A 17,163-nucleotide genomic window follows, 5' to 3' on the forward strand; every position below is an offset into this window, starting at 1 on the left:
AAGCGTCTACTGCGTCTGAAATGGCATTTTGACTGGGCTTATTGTCACCGGTCATGGCACATATCGTTTGGACAGTTAGAAATTTTTGCTGTTCGGCTGCTGCGACTAAGGCTTTGGCTACGCCAGAAATGCTTGGTTTATTCAATGCTGATGCGCAGATTTTTTTGACTAAATCCGCATTTCCTTTACTGGCTGCTACAAGTAATAAATTGTCTATGGCTCCCTGATTGAGTGGAAATCTGCTAAAAAGCCACTCAGCAATTTCCCATGTGGCTGAAGCGTCTACTGCGTCTGAAATGGCATTTTGACTGGGCTTATTGTCACCCTTCATTGCGCAAATAATTATCACAAATTGCAATTTTTTTTGCTTAGCCGCTAGTGTTAAAGCCTGATGGACTTCTTCTGAAGAGGGTTGATTCTCCGTATTAGTTGCCTGACATATCTCTTGAATTATTGAGATTTGATTTTTCTCAACGGCATTAATTAAACTCATTTGACTAGGCATAAGGGTCTCTTGTGTAAAAAAATTAACCATTATAACAGATTGATAAATCATTGTAATAAAAAATTGCTATTGGACTCTAAACGGTTCGACTTGATTGATTATCTAACTATCAGACACATTGGGAAAAAGGCAGGTGTGTAGACGAATGGCCCCACTGCGAGTTATCCGGGTGGATGGCAGTGGGGGGCGTTATCGGTCGTTACCAGATCACACAACGGGTTGTGTTAACCATCGAGCTCTTATCCGGAACGGCGAATGCGGCTTGAAATTGGGGCATATTGGCAAGCGTACCGTTCACGCGATAGATCATGGGTGGATGAGGATCCGTAGTGACTAAATTGCGCAACTGCTCTGGACGAATATTGGCAGCCCACACGTGTGCGGTGCCCAGGAAAAATTGCTGGTCAGGAGTAAGGGAGTTAATGGTCTTGGCCTCTTTGTAGTATTTCGAATTGTGAAACGCATGATAAGCCAATGTTAAGCCGCCTAAATCGGCTGTGGCCTCTCCGACAACTAACTGCCCTTGTACAGGCAAATCGCCGTTCACTTTGTATTTAGAAAATTGTTCCACGATGCAATTCGTTGCCGCTTGAAATTTCTTCAAATCCGCTTCAGTCCACCAGTTTTTTAAGTTCCCATGACCATCAAATTTCGCGCCCTGATCATCAAAGCCATGCGTCATTTCATGCCCCATCACAAAACCGATGGCGCCGTAATTGACTGCAGCAGGTGCATTAGGATCGAAAAAAGGAGGCTGCAGGATACCTGCTGGGATATTGAGATTATTCATGGACGGATCGTAATAAGCATTAATGGTTTGCGGAGGCATTGCCCACTCACTGCGATCAACGGGCTTGCCAATTTTATTGAGGTCGCGTTTGTTTAAAAATTCACTAGCACGAATAACATTAAGCACGTAAGGGCCGCGGTCAACCTTTAGTGTTGAGTAATCCCACCACTTGTCGGGATAACCAACCCGATCTTCCATGAGAGCCAATTTTTTTAAGGCAGCTTGTCTTGTTTCTGGGGTCATCCAACTTAAGGTTTGTAAATCTTGTTTGAGTGCTTGCCGAATGTCATGCAATATCTCAAGAGCGGCTTGTTTGGATGCAGGAGGAAAATATTTTTCAACATACAGTTTGCCGATAGCAAAGCCAAGAGCACCGTTTTCAGTGCTTACTACTCGCTTCCATCGAGGCAATAATTTCTTTGTGCCAGTTAAAGCAGAAACCATTTTGAAGTTTTGATCCACAAAAGGCTTGGATAAATAGGGAGCAAATGCATCAATTAAATGCCAGCGCAGATACATTTTCCAGTCTGGCAGAGGAATGGTTTGTAACTGAGCATTCAGTACTTTAAAAAATTCAGGTGTTGCTAAATTAATGCGTTGTATTGAGGGTTGATCCAGTGCGCTGAAGTATTGCGGCCAAGAAAAGTTGGGTGTCACTTTGTCAAGTTGCTGCAAATCCATCATATGGTAAACGGCATTAGGGTCACGTTGCTCAATTTGTGACATGGATGCTTTAGCCAAAACGGTTTCAATTCTCATCACTGTCACCGCTTCTTGTGCTGCTTGTTCTGGACTATCGCCAAGCAACTCAAACATTTTAGTCATATGTTGAACATAAGCCGCACGAATTTGCTGGAATTTTTTATCTTCTTTAAGGTAATAATCACGATCAGGTAAGCCAAGGCCGCCCTGCTCTGCAGCGCCGATCATGTCTTGGCTGTTTTTAAAATCCTGCATGCTGCCAAAGCTAAAAAGGGCATCGACACCAATGAGCTGTAGATGAGTAATCACCTGCTGTAAATCAGCTAAATTGTTGATTGCCTCAATGCGTTGGAATTCGGGTTGCAAGGGGGTAATGCCGAGCTTGTTAATGGATTCTTCGTCCATGCCACTAAAATAAAAATCCCCTACCTTTTGTTCGATACTACCCGGAGCTGCATTTTTATCATTAGCTGCCGCTATAAGCATTTGATGGATGGTATCTTGCACTTTTTCCTGCAAAATATTAAAACTACCCCAGCTTGCGTATTCAGGTGGGATTGGATTTTTCTTTTGCCAGGTCCCGTTAGCGTAAGCAAAGAAATCCGTTTTTGGTGAGGCAGAGGTATCAAGCCAGTCTAAATGCAGGGCTTCTACTGGGTTATTTTTATTCCCGTCATGGGGAATTGGTACATTCACTGCCCAAGAAAAAAAGCTCATACTCACTGAAAAAATAGCAATAATAAATCGCATAACATGAACCTCACTTAACTTAAGGTGGCGGTAGCCTGGGTGGAGCGCAGCGTAACCCGGGAATGCGTGATGTAAATCCCGGGTTACGCTACGCTCCACCCAGGCCTACTTAGCTATCTATTACTAATGTGCTTCGTCCCAATCTTGTCCAATGCCGATTGATACGGATAAGGGTACCGATAATTGTACGGTGTTTTCCATTAAATCGCGTATTATTTCTTTGGCGGTGTCTATTGCTGTTTCATGAACCTCGAAAATAAGTTCATCATGAACCTGCATGATCATTCTTACAAGTGGTTTTTCTTGGGTGGATTGCCACTGTGCTAAGGCGATCATCGCTTTTTTGATAATGTCAGCAGCAGTACCTTGCATAGGCGCATTGATTGCCGCACGTTCAGCAGCTTTTTGTCGCACTAAATTTTGCGCATTGATTTCAGGCAGATAAAGCCGGCGGCCAAAAAGGGTTTCCACATAGCCTTGCTGATGGGCTTGTCTGCGTGTGCGTTCCATGTAATGAAGTACACCCGGATATCGCTCGAAATAACGATCCATATAGTATTGAGCATCTTGTCGTTCAATACCAAGTCGCTTGGCTAAACCAAAAGAAGACATACCATAAATCAAACCGAAATTGACTGCTTTCGCGCGTCGTCGATGTTCATGATTTACCTCTGCTAATGGAATTTGAAAAATTTCACTGGCAGTGGCTGCATGAATATCCCAGTTATTAATGAAAGCCTTCAGTAGATTTTCATCTTGCGATAGGTGCGCCATAATGCGCAATTCAATCTGTGAATAATCGGCAGCTAATAAAAAGTAATTTGCAGGAGCAATAAACGCTTTACGAATAAGGCGGCCTTCTTCACTACGAATAGGAATGTTTTGCAGATTAGGTTCACTGGAAGATAGTCGTCCGGTTGCAGCAACGGCCTGATTATAGGAGGTATGTACACGTTGCGTTTGCGGATTAATGCTCTTCGGTAAAGCATCAATGTAGGTTGATATCAACTTACTCAGGCTTCGATATTCCAGAATCACAGCAGGCAAGCGGAAATCGAAAGCAAGTTCTTGTAATACCGCTTCTGCGGTTGAAGGTTGCCCTGTGGGTGTTTTAGTCAGAACCGGAATTTTTAGCGTGTCAAATAAAATTTCCTGGAGTTGTTTTGGCGAATTAAGGTTAAAAGGTTTGCCAGCCAAGCTCAAGGCCTCTTCTTCGAGGGCTACCATGCGCTCTTTTAATCGTTTTCCGTGCTTTGCTAATGTCGCTTGATCAATGAGTACACCGCAATATTCCATATCAGCCAACACGGTAAGTAAGGGGATTTCAATTGTATTTAGAACCGTTTTTAATTGGTCATCAAGCATCGAATAGAGCTTGTGGTGTAATTTTAAAGAGAGATCCGCAAATTCAGCAGCATACAACGCTGCTTTCATGACAGAAACTGCATCAAAAGACAATTGCTTTGTCCCTTTTCCAAGAATGTCTTCGTTGCTTAAAGGATTATGGCCAAGGTACTTTAATGCTAAAGAGTCCATGTCATGTCGACTTGCATTGGAATTTAAGACATAGGATTCAAGCATAGGATCGCACAAAGGGCCTTTAACATGAATGCCATAGCGCCTCAATGCATTGTAATCGTATTTTATATTTTGACCAATCTTGCCTATTTTTTCATTTTCAAGGATGGGTTTTAAGCAAGCTAAAACTTTATCCCGCGATAATTGGTTACTACCATCTTGATGGGCCAGAGGGATATAGGCTGGATTGCCTTCTTCAATCGCGAAGGCAATGCCAACGATTTCAGCGTCCATGACATTATTACTGGTGGTTTCTATATTAATACAAAATTTAGGGGATAATTTGAGTCGTTCTAACCAATCCTGAAGCTGAGCTTCAGTATTAATTACCGTGATATCGATTTTTTCAATCACATCGGAGGAGATTGTTTTTTCCTGTGCTGAGGGCTGCTCGAGTAATTCTTTGAGCCAGTTTTTAAATTCCAATTCGCGAATTAAAGCAATTAACTTTTCCCGGTTAGGTTCTTTGGGTTTCAGCTCCGCAAGGGCCATAGGTAATTCAACATCCGTTTTAATTGTGACCAATTTTTTTGACAAAGGTAAGTGAGGGATGCTTGCCCGTAGATATTCACCGATTTTACCTGTTATGCGCTGAGCATTTGCAATTAAATTGTCCAAGGATTGATGCTCTTGTAACCATTTCACCGCTGTTTTGGGGCCACATTTGGGTACCCCAGGTACATTATCAATGCTGTCACCGATTAACGTTAAATAATCAATCATTTGCGAAGGGTGAACACCGAATTTTTCAGTCACACCAGCGATATTCAGCGTTTGATTGGTCATTGTATTGATGAGAGTGACATGCTCATTCACAAGTTGAGCCATGTCTTTATCACCAGTAGAAATTAAGACTGTTTGCCCTTGTTCTGTGGCTCTATGTGCCAAAGTGCCGATGACATCATCCGCTTCCACCCCTTCAACGATCAGGATGGGCAACCCCATTGCTTCCAACAAATCCAATAACGGCTTAAATTGGCTATGAAGATCGTTTGGCATAGGGGGGCGGTGAGCTTTGTATTCGGGATACCATTCGTCTCTGAACGTTTTGCCTTTACTGTCAAAAATGACAGCGATTTGCTCTGGTTGAAAATCCTTAATTAATTTTTTTACCATGTTAGCCACCCCGTAAACAGCCCCAGTGGGCTGACCTTTAGAGCTGGTTAATGGGGGTAGCGCATGAAAAGCTCGAAAAAAATAAGAAGAACCATCAATCAGAATCAAGGGGCGAGACATTATTCTTCAGCCTCGCATTGCGCTAAGCGATTGCTTAATTCATCGACCTTTTCACTCAATGCTTTTAAGTTTTTACGCATGATAGGAATTCGTGTAACGGATAATTCTTGTTCAATCGCCTTTTCTTTAGGACGAGCTGGACTACCTAGATAAATGTTACCCTGTTTAAGATGCTTTTTCGGCGGTACGCCTGCTCGCGCACCTAAGATAACACCATCATCAATGCGCACATGATCACTCACTCCCACATTGGCTGCAAAAATGACATGATCACCACTGGAAGTACTGCCTGCTATGCCTGTAAAAGCACAGAGAATATTGTGTTTCCCTAGTTTTACTGAATGAGCAATTTGCACTAAATTATCAATTTTGGTTCCTGCACCAATAATTGTTGCTCCAAGTGTAGCTCGATCAACGGTTGTATTTGCACCAATTTCCACGTCGTCTTCAATGATCACATTTCCCACATGAGGAACTTTCATATGTTGGTTATCAACTAAAGTATAGCCGAATCCATCTGAGCCAATAACGGATGAAGCATGAATGGAAACTCTTGCCCCAATTTGCGTTCGTTCATAAATAGTCACATGAGGGTGTAAGGTGGTATTGGGACCAATACTGACCTCAGAGCCAATGCTGACATGGCTTTTAATTACACAGTTATCACCAATCCGAGCTCCTGATTCGATCACGACATAAGGACCTATAGAAACATGGTTGCCTAATACCACATCATCAGCAATGGAAGCGGTGGGATGGATACCAGGTATTGGTTTTTTACCAGGATAAAAATGATGGAGGAGTTGAATGAATGCTTTAAAAGGGTTTGCAACCTGAATGACTGGCTTGATATCACTGCGTACACTGGTGCACACTAAAATGGCAGCTGCTTGAGAACGCTCAGCTAATTGCAGATTCTCTGTTCCGTCAGCAAAAACCAACGCGTTAGCCATAATATTATCAATGGGTGAAAGCGCTGAAATAATGACCTTTTCATTGCCTACAACCAGCCCTTGCACTAAATTAGCTATTTCATACAACGAAGCATTCATCATTAACCTTATAAAATCATGCAAAATAGGGCAATTATAGCGCGATGTAGGCTTAGTTGCGAGCTTATTACAATCGACTTGTTATCCCGAACAAAGGCGAATGAGGGCCTGTCTCTTTTTACTGAGGACTTACATTCGCCGCAATAGTAACGCAGCATTTGCACCGCCAAAAGCAAAATGATTTGATAAAGCAATATCGATCTGTTTTGGTCGAGCATGATTGGCGACATAATCTAAGTCACAAGCGGGATCGGGATCATGCAAATTAATGGTGGGCAACAAAATATCGTGTTGCAAGCTTAAGGTGGTTGCAATAATTTCCATAGCGCCAGCGGCTCCAATTGCATGACCGGTCATGGCTTTTTGGGCTGTAATAGGTATCTCATAGGCCCGCTTACCAAAAATAGTTTTGATGGTTTCGGTTTCAGTGATGTCATTTAATTGAGTACCTGTGCCATGTGCGTTAATGTACTGGACGTCGCCAATGGCTAGCCTCGCATCATCTAAGGCAGCATGGATAGCACGGACCTGACCTTGGACGGTAGGTGCCGTAACATGATAAGCATCGCAGCTCGCGCCATAGCCAATAATTTCAGCATAAATTTTAGCGCCTCTCGCTTTGGCCTGCTGCAGTTCTTCAAGAATCAAAATACCCGCGCCATCTGCCATGACCATCCCATCGCGATTTTTATCGAAAGGGCGACAAGCCAATTGAGGATTCTCATTTTGGGTAGACATGACACGAAGTTTGCACCAAGCGGCCATTAAAGTTTCCCAAAGGAGTGATTCAGTACCACCGCATAAAGCAGTGGTTAATTTGCCATAAGCGATTTGATGATAGGCATTGCCTATCGCTTCGGCCGAAGAGACACAGGCATTCGAAATGGTTGAGTTGGGACCTCCTAAACCAAAAGCGATTGCAATATGATTCGCGACAGAATTAGGCATGCCGCGTATAACGCTTAGAGCGGGAATTTTTTTCCAACTTTCTTTAAAGAAGGATTCGTAGGCGGACTCAAGTTCAGGCGTTCCTCCTAAGCTGGTCCCTATGTAAGTTGCTGTTTTAGCCAATTCTGCAGCGGTTAATCCCGCACGCTCGATGGCATGGTGTGCGCAGTAGAGGGCATATTGTGCGACTCGAGGATAACGTTTACTTTTATCAAACTCCGGTAAATGGGCGAGTGATAGATGAGTAATCTCACCACCAATTTGAGTAGGATAGGGTGTCGGGTCATAACTTTCAACACGTTTTACACCGCATTGCCCCTTTACAGCTGCCTGCCAGAAAGCCTCAAGCCCGTTACCGATGGAGGAAACAATCTCCATCCCAGTTATTACAACCCGTTTTTTCATTCCTTATCCTCTTAGCGCGCTTTCCTTCCGCAATAAAACGCAATACTAAATGTGCGGTAGAAACGCTGTCAAGCCGAATTCTTAATTGTCGAAAATTAATTTACTTACAAATGAGCATCTTATCCTGTTTTTGCTTATGATTGTACTAAAGCGCATAGGAATTAAGAAACTCATCATCTCATTATGTGGCCTTATAAAACAAGGGCTAATGATAACCTGATTATAGAGTATTTCGGAATCCTCTTAGCCAACTGTTGAGGTTCCTAAAAAAGAATGTAATGCCTGAGTCGCAATAGTCCAAAAATCAGTCGCATTGATAGTCTTAAATCCATGACGAGTATAAAGATTAAGCGCGTTTTGGTTTGACGTTTCCACATCAAGGACCAGCGTTGTGGTTCCTCGTGATAACGCATGATTGATGCAATAAGATAATAGCTCACTCCCTAAGCCTTGCCGTTGATACTTTGGAAGTACGGCGATGTCTGACAAGATAGCGCTATCTTCTTGCCAACGTATGTGCGCTTTAGCGACGGCTCTCCCCTGGCGAAAGGCAAGAAGAATAGTATAGTTATTTTCCTCAAGGAGAGTATTAAATCGTACTGGCATGTTGTCTTCTTCTTCAGGAAAACAAAGTTCATCAATGTGGCAAAGAAGAGGAATATCTTTTTCAGTCGCTTTACGAACAGTAAGTATTTGTTTGGTTATCAGAATAGGTTCAAAACTCTGACGCTGCATTTGATACTCACTGTGATGGTAAATAAAGCCAAATCGCGATAGCCATTCATCATTGACCGCCTCAGGAGTAGAAAAAATCAGATTGTTCATTTGTTTTGCTACTAGAAGCGGCATAATTGTCCGTAATAATTGCTTTGCAATGCCCTGCCGACGATGCGAGGGCGCTACTATCACACTCACCTCACAAGCATCGGCATAGAAAAAATAAACACTTAAAAACCCTACCAAGGTATTGTCTTGAAAATAAAGGACGTTGCTGTCGTGCAATCTTTTTTGTTCAAGAATGTGGGGGTATAAAGGGGGCGTGCTGCCATCAACTTCTCTACACAAAGAAGCGAGTTGATTAACAGCATCCAATTGTACTGGATTTAATTGATTGTTATAAATAAACATAATCTTCTTGGCAAAATAAAAGCATTATCGCACATTACCCGTTGAGTGATTAAGTAAAATTTGTAATAGTCCATTTTGTAGTTTTTCTTAAATTTGTTCAATCATTCAACTCCCTGTGGTTTCATGTACTGGTGCTGGTGCTTCTAAAGGCACATTTGTATTATTGTCCGCGTTGAAAGCTGTAGGGGGACGATGAGATGAGAAGAAGAAATAAAGGCCAACAGCAGCTAAAACGACAATCACAATAATCGCAATGATGCCAATGCTTTCATTTTCATCATTTCTACCGTGCATAAAATTTACTCCAAAATTCCCTATACATCATCATTATTATAGTAAGAATTAGAGGAAAATAGTTGTTTAATACGGAGAGCAATAGCAACAATTACATTGACAAATTATTTTAATTAATTTTGCGAAAATTAGTTCCATTTACAATTATAATTTCTCGTAATTTTATTTTTAATTAAATAAAATTTTATTCGTTTTTCAAAAAAAAAATTCTAATGAACAAGGAAAAATACTATGAATAAAAGGCTTAGTACAATGAGAAAAAAATTGATGCGTTGACGAGTTAATAGCTTCAGCAAGGTATAAAGGAGGATTCCGCCGCCAATTCCGTCTGCAATAGAAAAAGTAAAAGGGATTAGCATAATGGTTATCATACAAGGCGCTGTTTCGCTGATGTCTTCTAGGTGTAACTCACCTAAGTGTTTCATCATACAACACGCAACATAAAGTAAAGCGGGACCGACAGCATAGGTAGGTATCATTTGAACCAGAGGAAAGAAAAATAGCATCAAGATGAAGCCTGCGGCGATAACCAGCGCAGTTAGGCCAGTACGTCCTCCTGCTTGAATCCCTGCCGCTGCTTCAATATAAGGAGAGGTGCTTGCCGAACCTAAAAGCCCTGCTAATGTCGAGGCCGCTGCATCGGCTGTTAAACTTCTCCCTAAGCGCTGTTTGTAGTTCGCTTGCTGTCGAAAGAGCGATGGATTAAGTAACCCTACAAGCGTACCAGTTGCGTCGAAAACAGCAATGAGGAAAAAGGTAAAAATTGCTTTAAGTGAAGGAATGCTAGAGAGGCCAGAAAAATCGAGTTTCAAAAAAGTAGGCTGTATAGAAGGTGGCAAAGCAACTAAACCTTTCCAAGTGGTTAAACCCAATAATAGACTTAACAAGGTAATAGTAAGAATGCCTAAAATAATGGCTGCGGGCACAAGATAATAATCAAGCACTAAAATCAATAAAAATCCTAAAAGAAATAAGCCCGTTTGCGGACGTCTAAGATCGCCTAAACTCATCAGGGTGTGATCATTGCTAATAATTAATTGATTGGACTGCAAAGCAATTAGAGCAATGAGTAAACTGATCCCTATTAGGATAGCGATTTGTAGATTATGAGGGATGGTCTCAATGAGTAACCTTCTTAACGTTGTAAGACTAATGAAGAAAAAGAGCAAACCAGAAATAAAGACGATTGCGAGTGCATGATGCCAATCAATTCCCATGCTTTGCACAACGGAGTAAGAGAAATAAATATTAAGTGCCATTCCTGGGGCGACCCCAATAGGGGTATTGGCTAAAAGTCCTGTTAATGCACAGGCAAAAGCCGTCACCAAGCAGGTTGCGGTAAAGACTGCTCCATGATCCATACCTGCTTCATGCAAAATCGCTGGATTGACAAAGGCAATATAGGCCATTGTCAAAAAAGAAGTGATCCCAGCGACAATTTCTGTCTTAATTGAAGAATAGCCAAAGAATGATGATCTAAAATTGCTCATTATGGATAACTAAAAAATAAAGTTAAGCACATCAAAAACAATTTCTATTGCAATGAGCACAATAATAATTATTTCTAAGCTATGGGAGTGACGTGTTTCAAGGTAGCCGTTAAACATATCAAAGATTTCACTTAAAGTATCTAATCGATGATTGATAGCATTAACTCGACGTTGAATATGTAAGTAGCGCTCAAGCATGGTGTAATATTCTTCAAGCGTTGGGTGTTGCCAGAAATATTTGGGATGGTAGAGGAAGTTACTGATAAGATTCATCTCGCTTTTCGCACCCAGAATTTCACCTATAATTTGTCGAATTTGATTACGGCTAATGGGCATGTGGCCTTTACTAGAAAGGTTTTGCATCATTGGATTGTACTTCTCAATGAGTGCTTCAATGATAGTCTCAAAGTATTGTAATTTTACCGATTGTGAGAACCCATAAGAGAAACTTAGTTTTAATTCATCGCTCTCATCGTCCATTGTTAAGCAGTCAACGTCGAAAAAGCCATGAGGCTCTATGGCTGTTTTTTCGCCAATTTTAAAACTGAATTCATCTCTTACTAAAAAAGATACTGGCTTATCAGCAAATTGTTTAATGATATCAAGGTAGTGTTTAACCTGGTGACGTTTGACTCCCCAAGAAACAACGGTACCATTTTTAAATACAAAGAGAAGTGTATTACTGACATCAGCTCGATTTATTTTTAATACATCCCGAGATCGAAGTGAACTATAACCCGGTAAACTGGTTTTAAAATAAGTGTCAAGGCGTGATAAATCGATTGAGTTGGCAATGCAGTAACTTAAGCATTCCATGATGTAAATAATCCTTGCATATATTATCTTTCGTAATGAATTGGCATTACGAGCTATTCAATTAGGAAGATTATAACCTAATTGACGTTTAACTACACGCGGTAAGAGACCAGGTGTTTTCGAGTAAAAGCAGTAGCAAAAACAATCACTTTTTACCTGAGCAAAGCATAAAATCATTTGAACAGGTTATTGCCAAATCAGGACCTTCGCTTTGCTCAGGATGACGTTCTTTACTTGCAAGAGGTGCGAAAGGCATTCCCAAAATAGGGAGTGCCCCTTTTACCTACACGCTATCAGCGGTTTCGTGACCTGGATAAGCTTTTTTTCTGTCAGTAGCGCCACTGAGCCACTGAGGACAAACTTCCAACACTTTCGCTATTTTATCCAGTTGCTCTGCGGATGGCAGCATGTGGCCAAAGATCATCGCATTGGCTAAATGGCGAGTGACACCAAAGACTTTGGCAACCGCTTTAATCTTCTCTGACAGATCCTCAGGAAAACCTAATAAAGACAATTCCCGATTAAATCGTTGTGAAAACACTTTACTGTTCATTTTTCACTCCATGAAAAAAATTGTCAGTCATGCCGACACCTCATTGGGTAATAGCTGGGAAGCCCTAATTTTTAATACTACAGGGATTTTAGGCCACAGATTTAGGACTGAATCTATTACCATTTTTGGTCCAATCATCTGACGTTTCTGTAGAATTAAGACACAAGTGAAATTGCAACGGCATAAAACTATGCTTTTGCAATAGCTGAATACCTGGTCTTAACCTGACTAGAATGAGAACTTGAACCTATACCTGTCTATCCTTGATACAGGTGTATACCCGAGTATCTGGGTCTATCTGTTATAACTTATTTTTTTTCTGGAGCAAAGTATTTTTCTATTATTTTCAAAAACAAATGGTTACTGAGAAAGCCTCAAGCGATTTTAGTGAATGATTGACAATAGCTTGTTGCTATAGGTAATGGCTTCTAAATAAGCACTGGAGTATTCCTCTGAACTGAATTTTGAATGTTCTAACTTACTAAAATTGCCTTGCTCATAAGCTTGGACCATATCTAATAAATAACCGAGCGTACCACCGCGCCTTAATAAAGCTGCGCTTACTTCATCGCTTAACGGAATTTTATGCAGTAGGAAAGACATTGGCTCATTGAGTATGGCGTCCAATGTGGAAAACATTCCTACAGCGTAGGCATCGTCAGGATTGGCTAAATTAGAACGAATTGCTATACATTGACACATTTTGGCACGAATCAGTGTTCTTTCTAGCAAATCATAAGCCACGTGGTTTAATGCCGACACTAAAATAAAACTCACCCAGTTACGAATTTCTACAAAACCCAACTGTTGGATTGCATTCGTTAAAGAGTGAATTTTTTTGCCCTGAGGCATTGAAATGGAGTTAGCAAGTTTAAGTATCCGATCGTTAAGTTGCGGTACTTTTAATAGGATTTCCTCAATGTTATGAATTTCAATTCCTGGATTGTAAAGTTCAGCAAACAATTCCAATAGAAAGAGCTCACTTTCTGAAAGAGGTTCATGCTTAACTAGATTAGGGTAATTAAGAAAAAAACCCTGAAACAAATCAAAGCCTAGGTTTTGACATAGAATCAACTGATCACGATTTTCAATTTTTTCAGCCAATAGTTTGCCTTTAAACCCTATTTCTTTCAGCGATCTCAGTTGCTTTTTAATGTCTTGTTTACTTAAGCCCAAGACGTCAATTTTTATCGTCTCCGCAATATGAACGAGCGGAATCAACTCGTCCCGAAAAACAAAATCATCGAGGGCAAATTTATAGCCCTGTTCCGCGAGTAGGGCAATCGTTTTTAATAAATGGGCATCGACAAAAATGTTTTCTAATAGCTCAATAACAATTCGTTCCTTGGGTAGTTTGGCAGGTATTTGCTGCAGTAAATGATTACGAGTAAAGTTAATATAAGCAGTGTGTGAGCCGATAATTGTATTAATAGGTGAATGAGTAAAAAGATGAGAGAGCACAGAGGCAGTCGCATCATCCCCTGCTTTTTCATCAGAAATATCAATATTCGAGCAACAAAGCTCCCCAGTACGATAGAGAAGTTCATAAGCGCAAACAGCGCCTTGCGCATCATAGATGGCTTGTCTTGCGATTAGCGTAGACATGATTTGCCCTCTTATAAGGCATGCTTTAAGTATAATTGAGCTTATAAAATTAGATAGTGATGTTTTGACAATGCAAAGTGCGCTCGGCCTTGGCCCAACATGAAAATAAGACGAACCATAAAGATTGCAATCCGCAAAAGAGTTGGGCAAAAGCCCAACCCATAAATTCTAAGTTGAGCTATGGAAATCATCCTGATGATGAAAGTAATTCAAATCCAGTTCTCTTGCTGCTTTGACATCATCCAACCGCTTCACTGGTAGGGTATGAGGTGCATCTCTTAGTAGATTGGGGTTTGTTTCACTTTCATGTCGTATTGCTTGCATTGCGCTAACAAAGCCATCTAACTCTTCTTTACTTTCAGTTTCTGTGGGCTCGATAAGGAGACATTCAGGCACCAGTAGTGGAAAATAAGTCGTTGGCGCATGGAAACCATAATCAAGCAAACGTTTCGCTAAATCCATTGCGGTTATGCCATATGCTTTTTTCTCTTGGCTTAAGGTTAAAATGAACTCATGAGTAGCGCGTCGACCAGGGTAGGCAGGCTTAAAGCCAGCTTTCTCCAATTGAGCAAGCAAGTAATTCGCATTAAGTGTGGCAAATTCGGAAACGCGAAGCAGACCTTCTTTACCTAAAACACGAATGTAGAAATAGGCACGAAGTAGAATGCCAGCGTTACCCATAAAGCATGACAAACGGCCAATACTTTGCTGAATGTCGCTAGTAGTGGCCCAACGGTAGAGATCATTCTCTTTAATGACAGTGGGCAGCGGCAAATAGGGTAATAAACGTTTCCCTACAGCTACAGGACCTGCTCCGGGTCCACCACCGCCATGAGGTGTGGCAAAAGTTTTATGGAGATTTAAATGCATCACATCAAAACCCATATCACCGGGTCTCACTTTACCTAAAATGGCATTTAAGTTAGCACCGTCATAATAGAGCAAGCCACCTGCTTGGTGTACGATTTGGGCTATTTCTTTAATTTGACGCATAAACAACCCTAAGGTAGAAGGGTTGGTCAGCATGATTCCAGCTGTTTTTGGGCCCACTTTACTGCGAAGTTCGTTTAAATCAATATCACCATCTTCGCCTGTCGCAAGTTCAATGACTTTAAATCCACACATCACCGCAGAAGCAGGGTTTGTTCCATGTGCCGCGTCGGGAATAAGAATTTCATCACGCATGGTGTCGCCACGGGACTGATGATAAGCCTTAATCATTGCCACTCCGGCAAATTCGCCCTGAGAACCAGCCATAGGTGTCAGAGAAACGCCTTGCATGCCAGTCACTTCAGCGATGTAATTTTGCAGTTCATAAAGAATTTGCAAAAATCCTTGGCTTGCTTTTTCGGGAGCCAACGGATGGCGACTACTGAACTGTGACATCATCGCCGCTTTATGCACACCTCGCGGATTATATTTCATTGTGCAGGAGCCTAAGGGGTAGAAATTGGTATCAATTCCGAAGTTCTTTTGCGAAAGTTTTGTATAATGTCGGACCACTTGCAATTCGGAGCAAGCCGGTAACCGTGGAGGAGTGGTGCGCAAAAATTGCTTGGGTATTGCTAAGGGCTCTGCAGTAAGATGCGGCGCTTGGGCTGTTGCTTGACGGTTGGCTTTAGAGCGTTCGAAGATTAGCATAATTTGCCCTCCGTTTTTTGAATAAGATCTTTAAGTTCATTGCAATGATTGACGGGTGTAAATTCAATCAACTGATAATCAGCGATTTCTGCTAAGTAATAGGGATCTTGTTTAATTACTTCTTCTAAATAGGCTTTGTCCTTAGTAGCCGCAATAATAATACCACCGGTTCGAGGTTTCATAGGTCCTGATGCTAGTAATAATCCTTGTTTGTAATGATAATCAAGAAATTCGCGATGAGCTTGTAAATACTTATCGACTTCACTAATCGGTGTTTTGTAAGTCAGCAATATAATAAACATCAGTCACCTCGTTTAGCCAAAATTTGCTTAAGTGAATGAGCATAGTGTGCGATGTCTTCATTCGTCCGCATCTCTGTGGCACAAACCAGTAAGGTATTGGTTAATTGTGGATAATGGGATTCCACTGAATAACCACCAATGATGCCATAATCACGTAAGCGTGTGAGTATTTCGTCGACAGGTTGATTGAGTCGTAAAAGGGTTTCATGAAAACACGGTGCTGAAAAAACCGTTTCCACACCATTGATTTGCGTCAATGCATCGACGAGCGCTTGAGTATTGCGGTGACATTGATGAGCGACCTGCTGCAGACCCTGGGCACCGAGTAAACTCATGTGGATTGTTGCAGCGGTAACTAACAATCCTTGGTTTGTACAGATATTCGAGGTCGCTTTACCACGTCTAATGTGTTGTTCTCTAGCTTGCAAAGTTAAGCTATAGCCTGTTTTACCATCCTTATCCAATGTGCGTCCGATTAAACGACCCGGCATTTGGCGTACGTACTCCATCCGTGAACTGAAAAAGCCAAAATAAGGTCCCCCAGAGGCCATTGGCGAACCTAAAGGCTGTCCCTCGCCGCATACGATATCAGCACCGTGTTCACCCCATTGGCCTGGTGGTTTTAAAAGAGCAAGTGAAATGGGGTTAACACAGGCAATGCTAATGGCGTGATTAGCCCGAGCCCAATTAGTCAGCTCATCAACAAGCTCAAGACAACCAAAAAAATTCGGCTGAGCAATAACGAGAGCAGTAATATCTTCACCCTGATATTTCTCTAATGCTGAAACTGAAGTAATGCCCTGTTTTTCATCAAAAGGCAAAGTGATGACTTCGATGTGTTGATTACGAACGATAGTTTCTAATGTCTCTCGATAAAAGGGATGAACAGTTCCAGCAACCAGCACACGATTCGTCTTACTGCGCTTATTAATTCGCACTGCCATGAGTACTGCTTCAGCTAATGCAGTGGCACCATCATACATAGAGGCATTAGCGACATCCATACCTGTTAATTCTGCAATCATGGTTTGGTATTCATAGAGCAGCTGTAAAGTGCCTTGACTTGCCTCAGCTTGATAAGGCGTGTAAGCGGTTAGAAATTCACCTCGAGATGCAATATCCCATACTGCAGCCGGAATGTGGTGTTCATAACAGCCTGCACCAACGAAGCAAAGTCCATTTTGATTCTTCGCTGCTAAATGCCGAGCTTCTTTGAGCATAGACATCTCATTCATACCTGCGGGTATGTTCTTAAGCTCGCTATAAAGCGATGGGGGAATCTCGTCAAACAAATCTTGGATTTTGCTAGCACCGATATCAGCCAGCATGGCCTCAATGTCTTCAACAGTATGTGGAATATAAGGCATA

The 17,163-nt window shown here is 41.6% G+C and carries 14 protein-coding genes; all 14 read right to left on the reverse strand.

What is annotated here, in order from left to right; genetic code table 11:
• The coding region (locus B5D33_RS15255; protein WP_139364758.1) for a hypothetical protein at positions 1–505 on the reverse strand (505 nt) is incomplete at its 3' end.
• Between the two features lie 199 nt (positions 506–704).
• Entirely contained in the window at positions 705–2,747 is a 2,043-nt protein-coding gene (locus B5D33_RS15260) for a M13 family metallopeptidase (protein ID WP_058453799.1), read from the reverse strand.
• A gap of 123 nt (positions 2,748–2,870) precedes the next feature.
• The gene (gene polA / locus B5D33_RS15265) at positions 2,871–5,561 is read right to left on the reverse strand and encodes a DNA polymerase I (RefSeq protein WP_058453798.1); all 2,691 of its coding nucleotides are present in this window, start codon (positions 5,559–5,561) and stop codon (positions 2,871–2,873) included.
• Positions 5,561–6,613: a UDP-3-O-(3-hydroxymyristoyl)glucosamine N-acyltransferase gene (gene lpxD, locus B5D33_RS15270; protein WP_058453797.1), complete on the reverse strand. Its 1,053-nt coding sequence runs from the start codon at positions 6,611–6,613 to the stop codon at positions 5,561–5,563. Before lpxD ends, polA begins: the two co-directional genes overlap by 1 nt.
• Before the next feature lie 129 nt (positions 6,614–6,742).
• Positions 6,743–7,966, reverse strand: a complete 1,224-nt coding sequence (locus B5D33_RS15275; RefSeq protein ID WP_058453796.1) for a beta-ketoacyl-[acyl-carrier-protein] synthase family protein — start codon at positions 7,964–7,966, stop codon at positions 6,743–6,745.
• 243 nt (positions 7,967–8,209) lie between these two features.
• Entirely contained in the window at positions 8,210–9,094 is an 885-nt protein-coding gene (locus tag B5D33_RS15280) for a GNAT family N-acetyltransferase (RefSeq protein WP_058453795.1), read from the reverse strand.
• Between the two features lie 105 nt (positions 9,095–9,199).
• Positions 9,200–9,388: a hypothetical protein gene (locus B5D33_RS15285; protein WP_058453794.1), complete on the reverse strand. Its 189-nt coding sequence runs from the start codon at positions 9,386–9,388 to the stop codon at positions 9,200–9,202.
• Positions 9,389–9,597: 209 nt separating this feature from the next.
• Entirely contained in the window at positions 9,598–10,878 is a 1,281-nt protein-coding gene (locus B5D33_RS15290; protein WP_058453793.1) for an NCS2 family permease, read from the reverse strand.
• 9 nt (positions 10,879–10,887) lie between these two features.
• On the reverse strand, positions 10,888–11,694 hold the full coding sequence (locus tag B5D33_RS15295; RefSeq protein WP_058453792.1) for an RMD1 family protein: 807 nt from the start codon (positions 11,692–11,694) through the stop codon (positions 10,888–10,890).
• Positions 11,695–11,977: 283 nt separating this feature from the next.
• On the reverse strand, positions 11,978–12,247 hold the full coding sequence (locus tag B5D33_RS15300; RefSeq protein WP_058453791.1) for a helix-turn-helix domain-containing protein: 270 nt from the start codon (positions 12,245–12,247) through the stop codon (positions 11,978–11,980).
• A gap of 384 nt (positions 12,248–12,631) precedes the next feature.
• Positions 12,632–13,852, reverse strand: coding sequence for an EAL and HDOD domain-containing protein (locus B5D33_RS15305; protein ID WP_058453790.1), 1,221 nt, complete (start codon positions 13,850–13,852; stop codon positions 12,632–12,634).
• 168 nt (positions 13,853–14,020) lie between these two features.
• Positions 14,021–15,493: an aminomethyl-transferring glycine dehydrogenase subunit GcvPB gene (gcvPB, locus tag B5D33_RS15310; protein ID WP_058453789.1), complete on the reverse strand. Its 1,473-nt coding sequence runs from the start codon at positions 15,491–15,493 to the stop codon at positions 14,021–14,023.
• Positions 15,487–15,795, reverse strand: a complete 309-nt coding sequence (locus B5D33_RS15315) for a YciI family protein (protein ID WP_058453788.1) — start codon at positions 15,793–15,795, stop codon at positions 15,487–15,489. The genes gcvPB and B5D33_RS15315 overlap by 7 nt, the downstream gene beginning before the upstream one ends.
• Positions 15,795–17,162, reverse strand: a complete 1,368-nt coding sequence (gcvPA, locus tag B5D33_RS15320) for an aminomethyl-transferring glycine dehydrogenase subunit GcvPA (RefSeq protein WP_058453787.1) — start codon at positions 17,160–17,162, stop codon at positions 15,795–15,797. Before gcvPA ends, B5D33_RS15315 begins: the two co-directional genes overlap by 1 nt.
• Position 17,163 lies beyond the last annotated feature (1 nt).

Source organism: Legionella maceachernii, assembly GCF_900167045.1.
Lineage (GTDB): Bacteria > Pseudomonadota > Gammaproteobacteria > Legionellales > Legionellaceae > Tatlockia > Tatlockia maceachernii.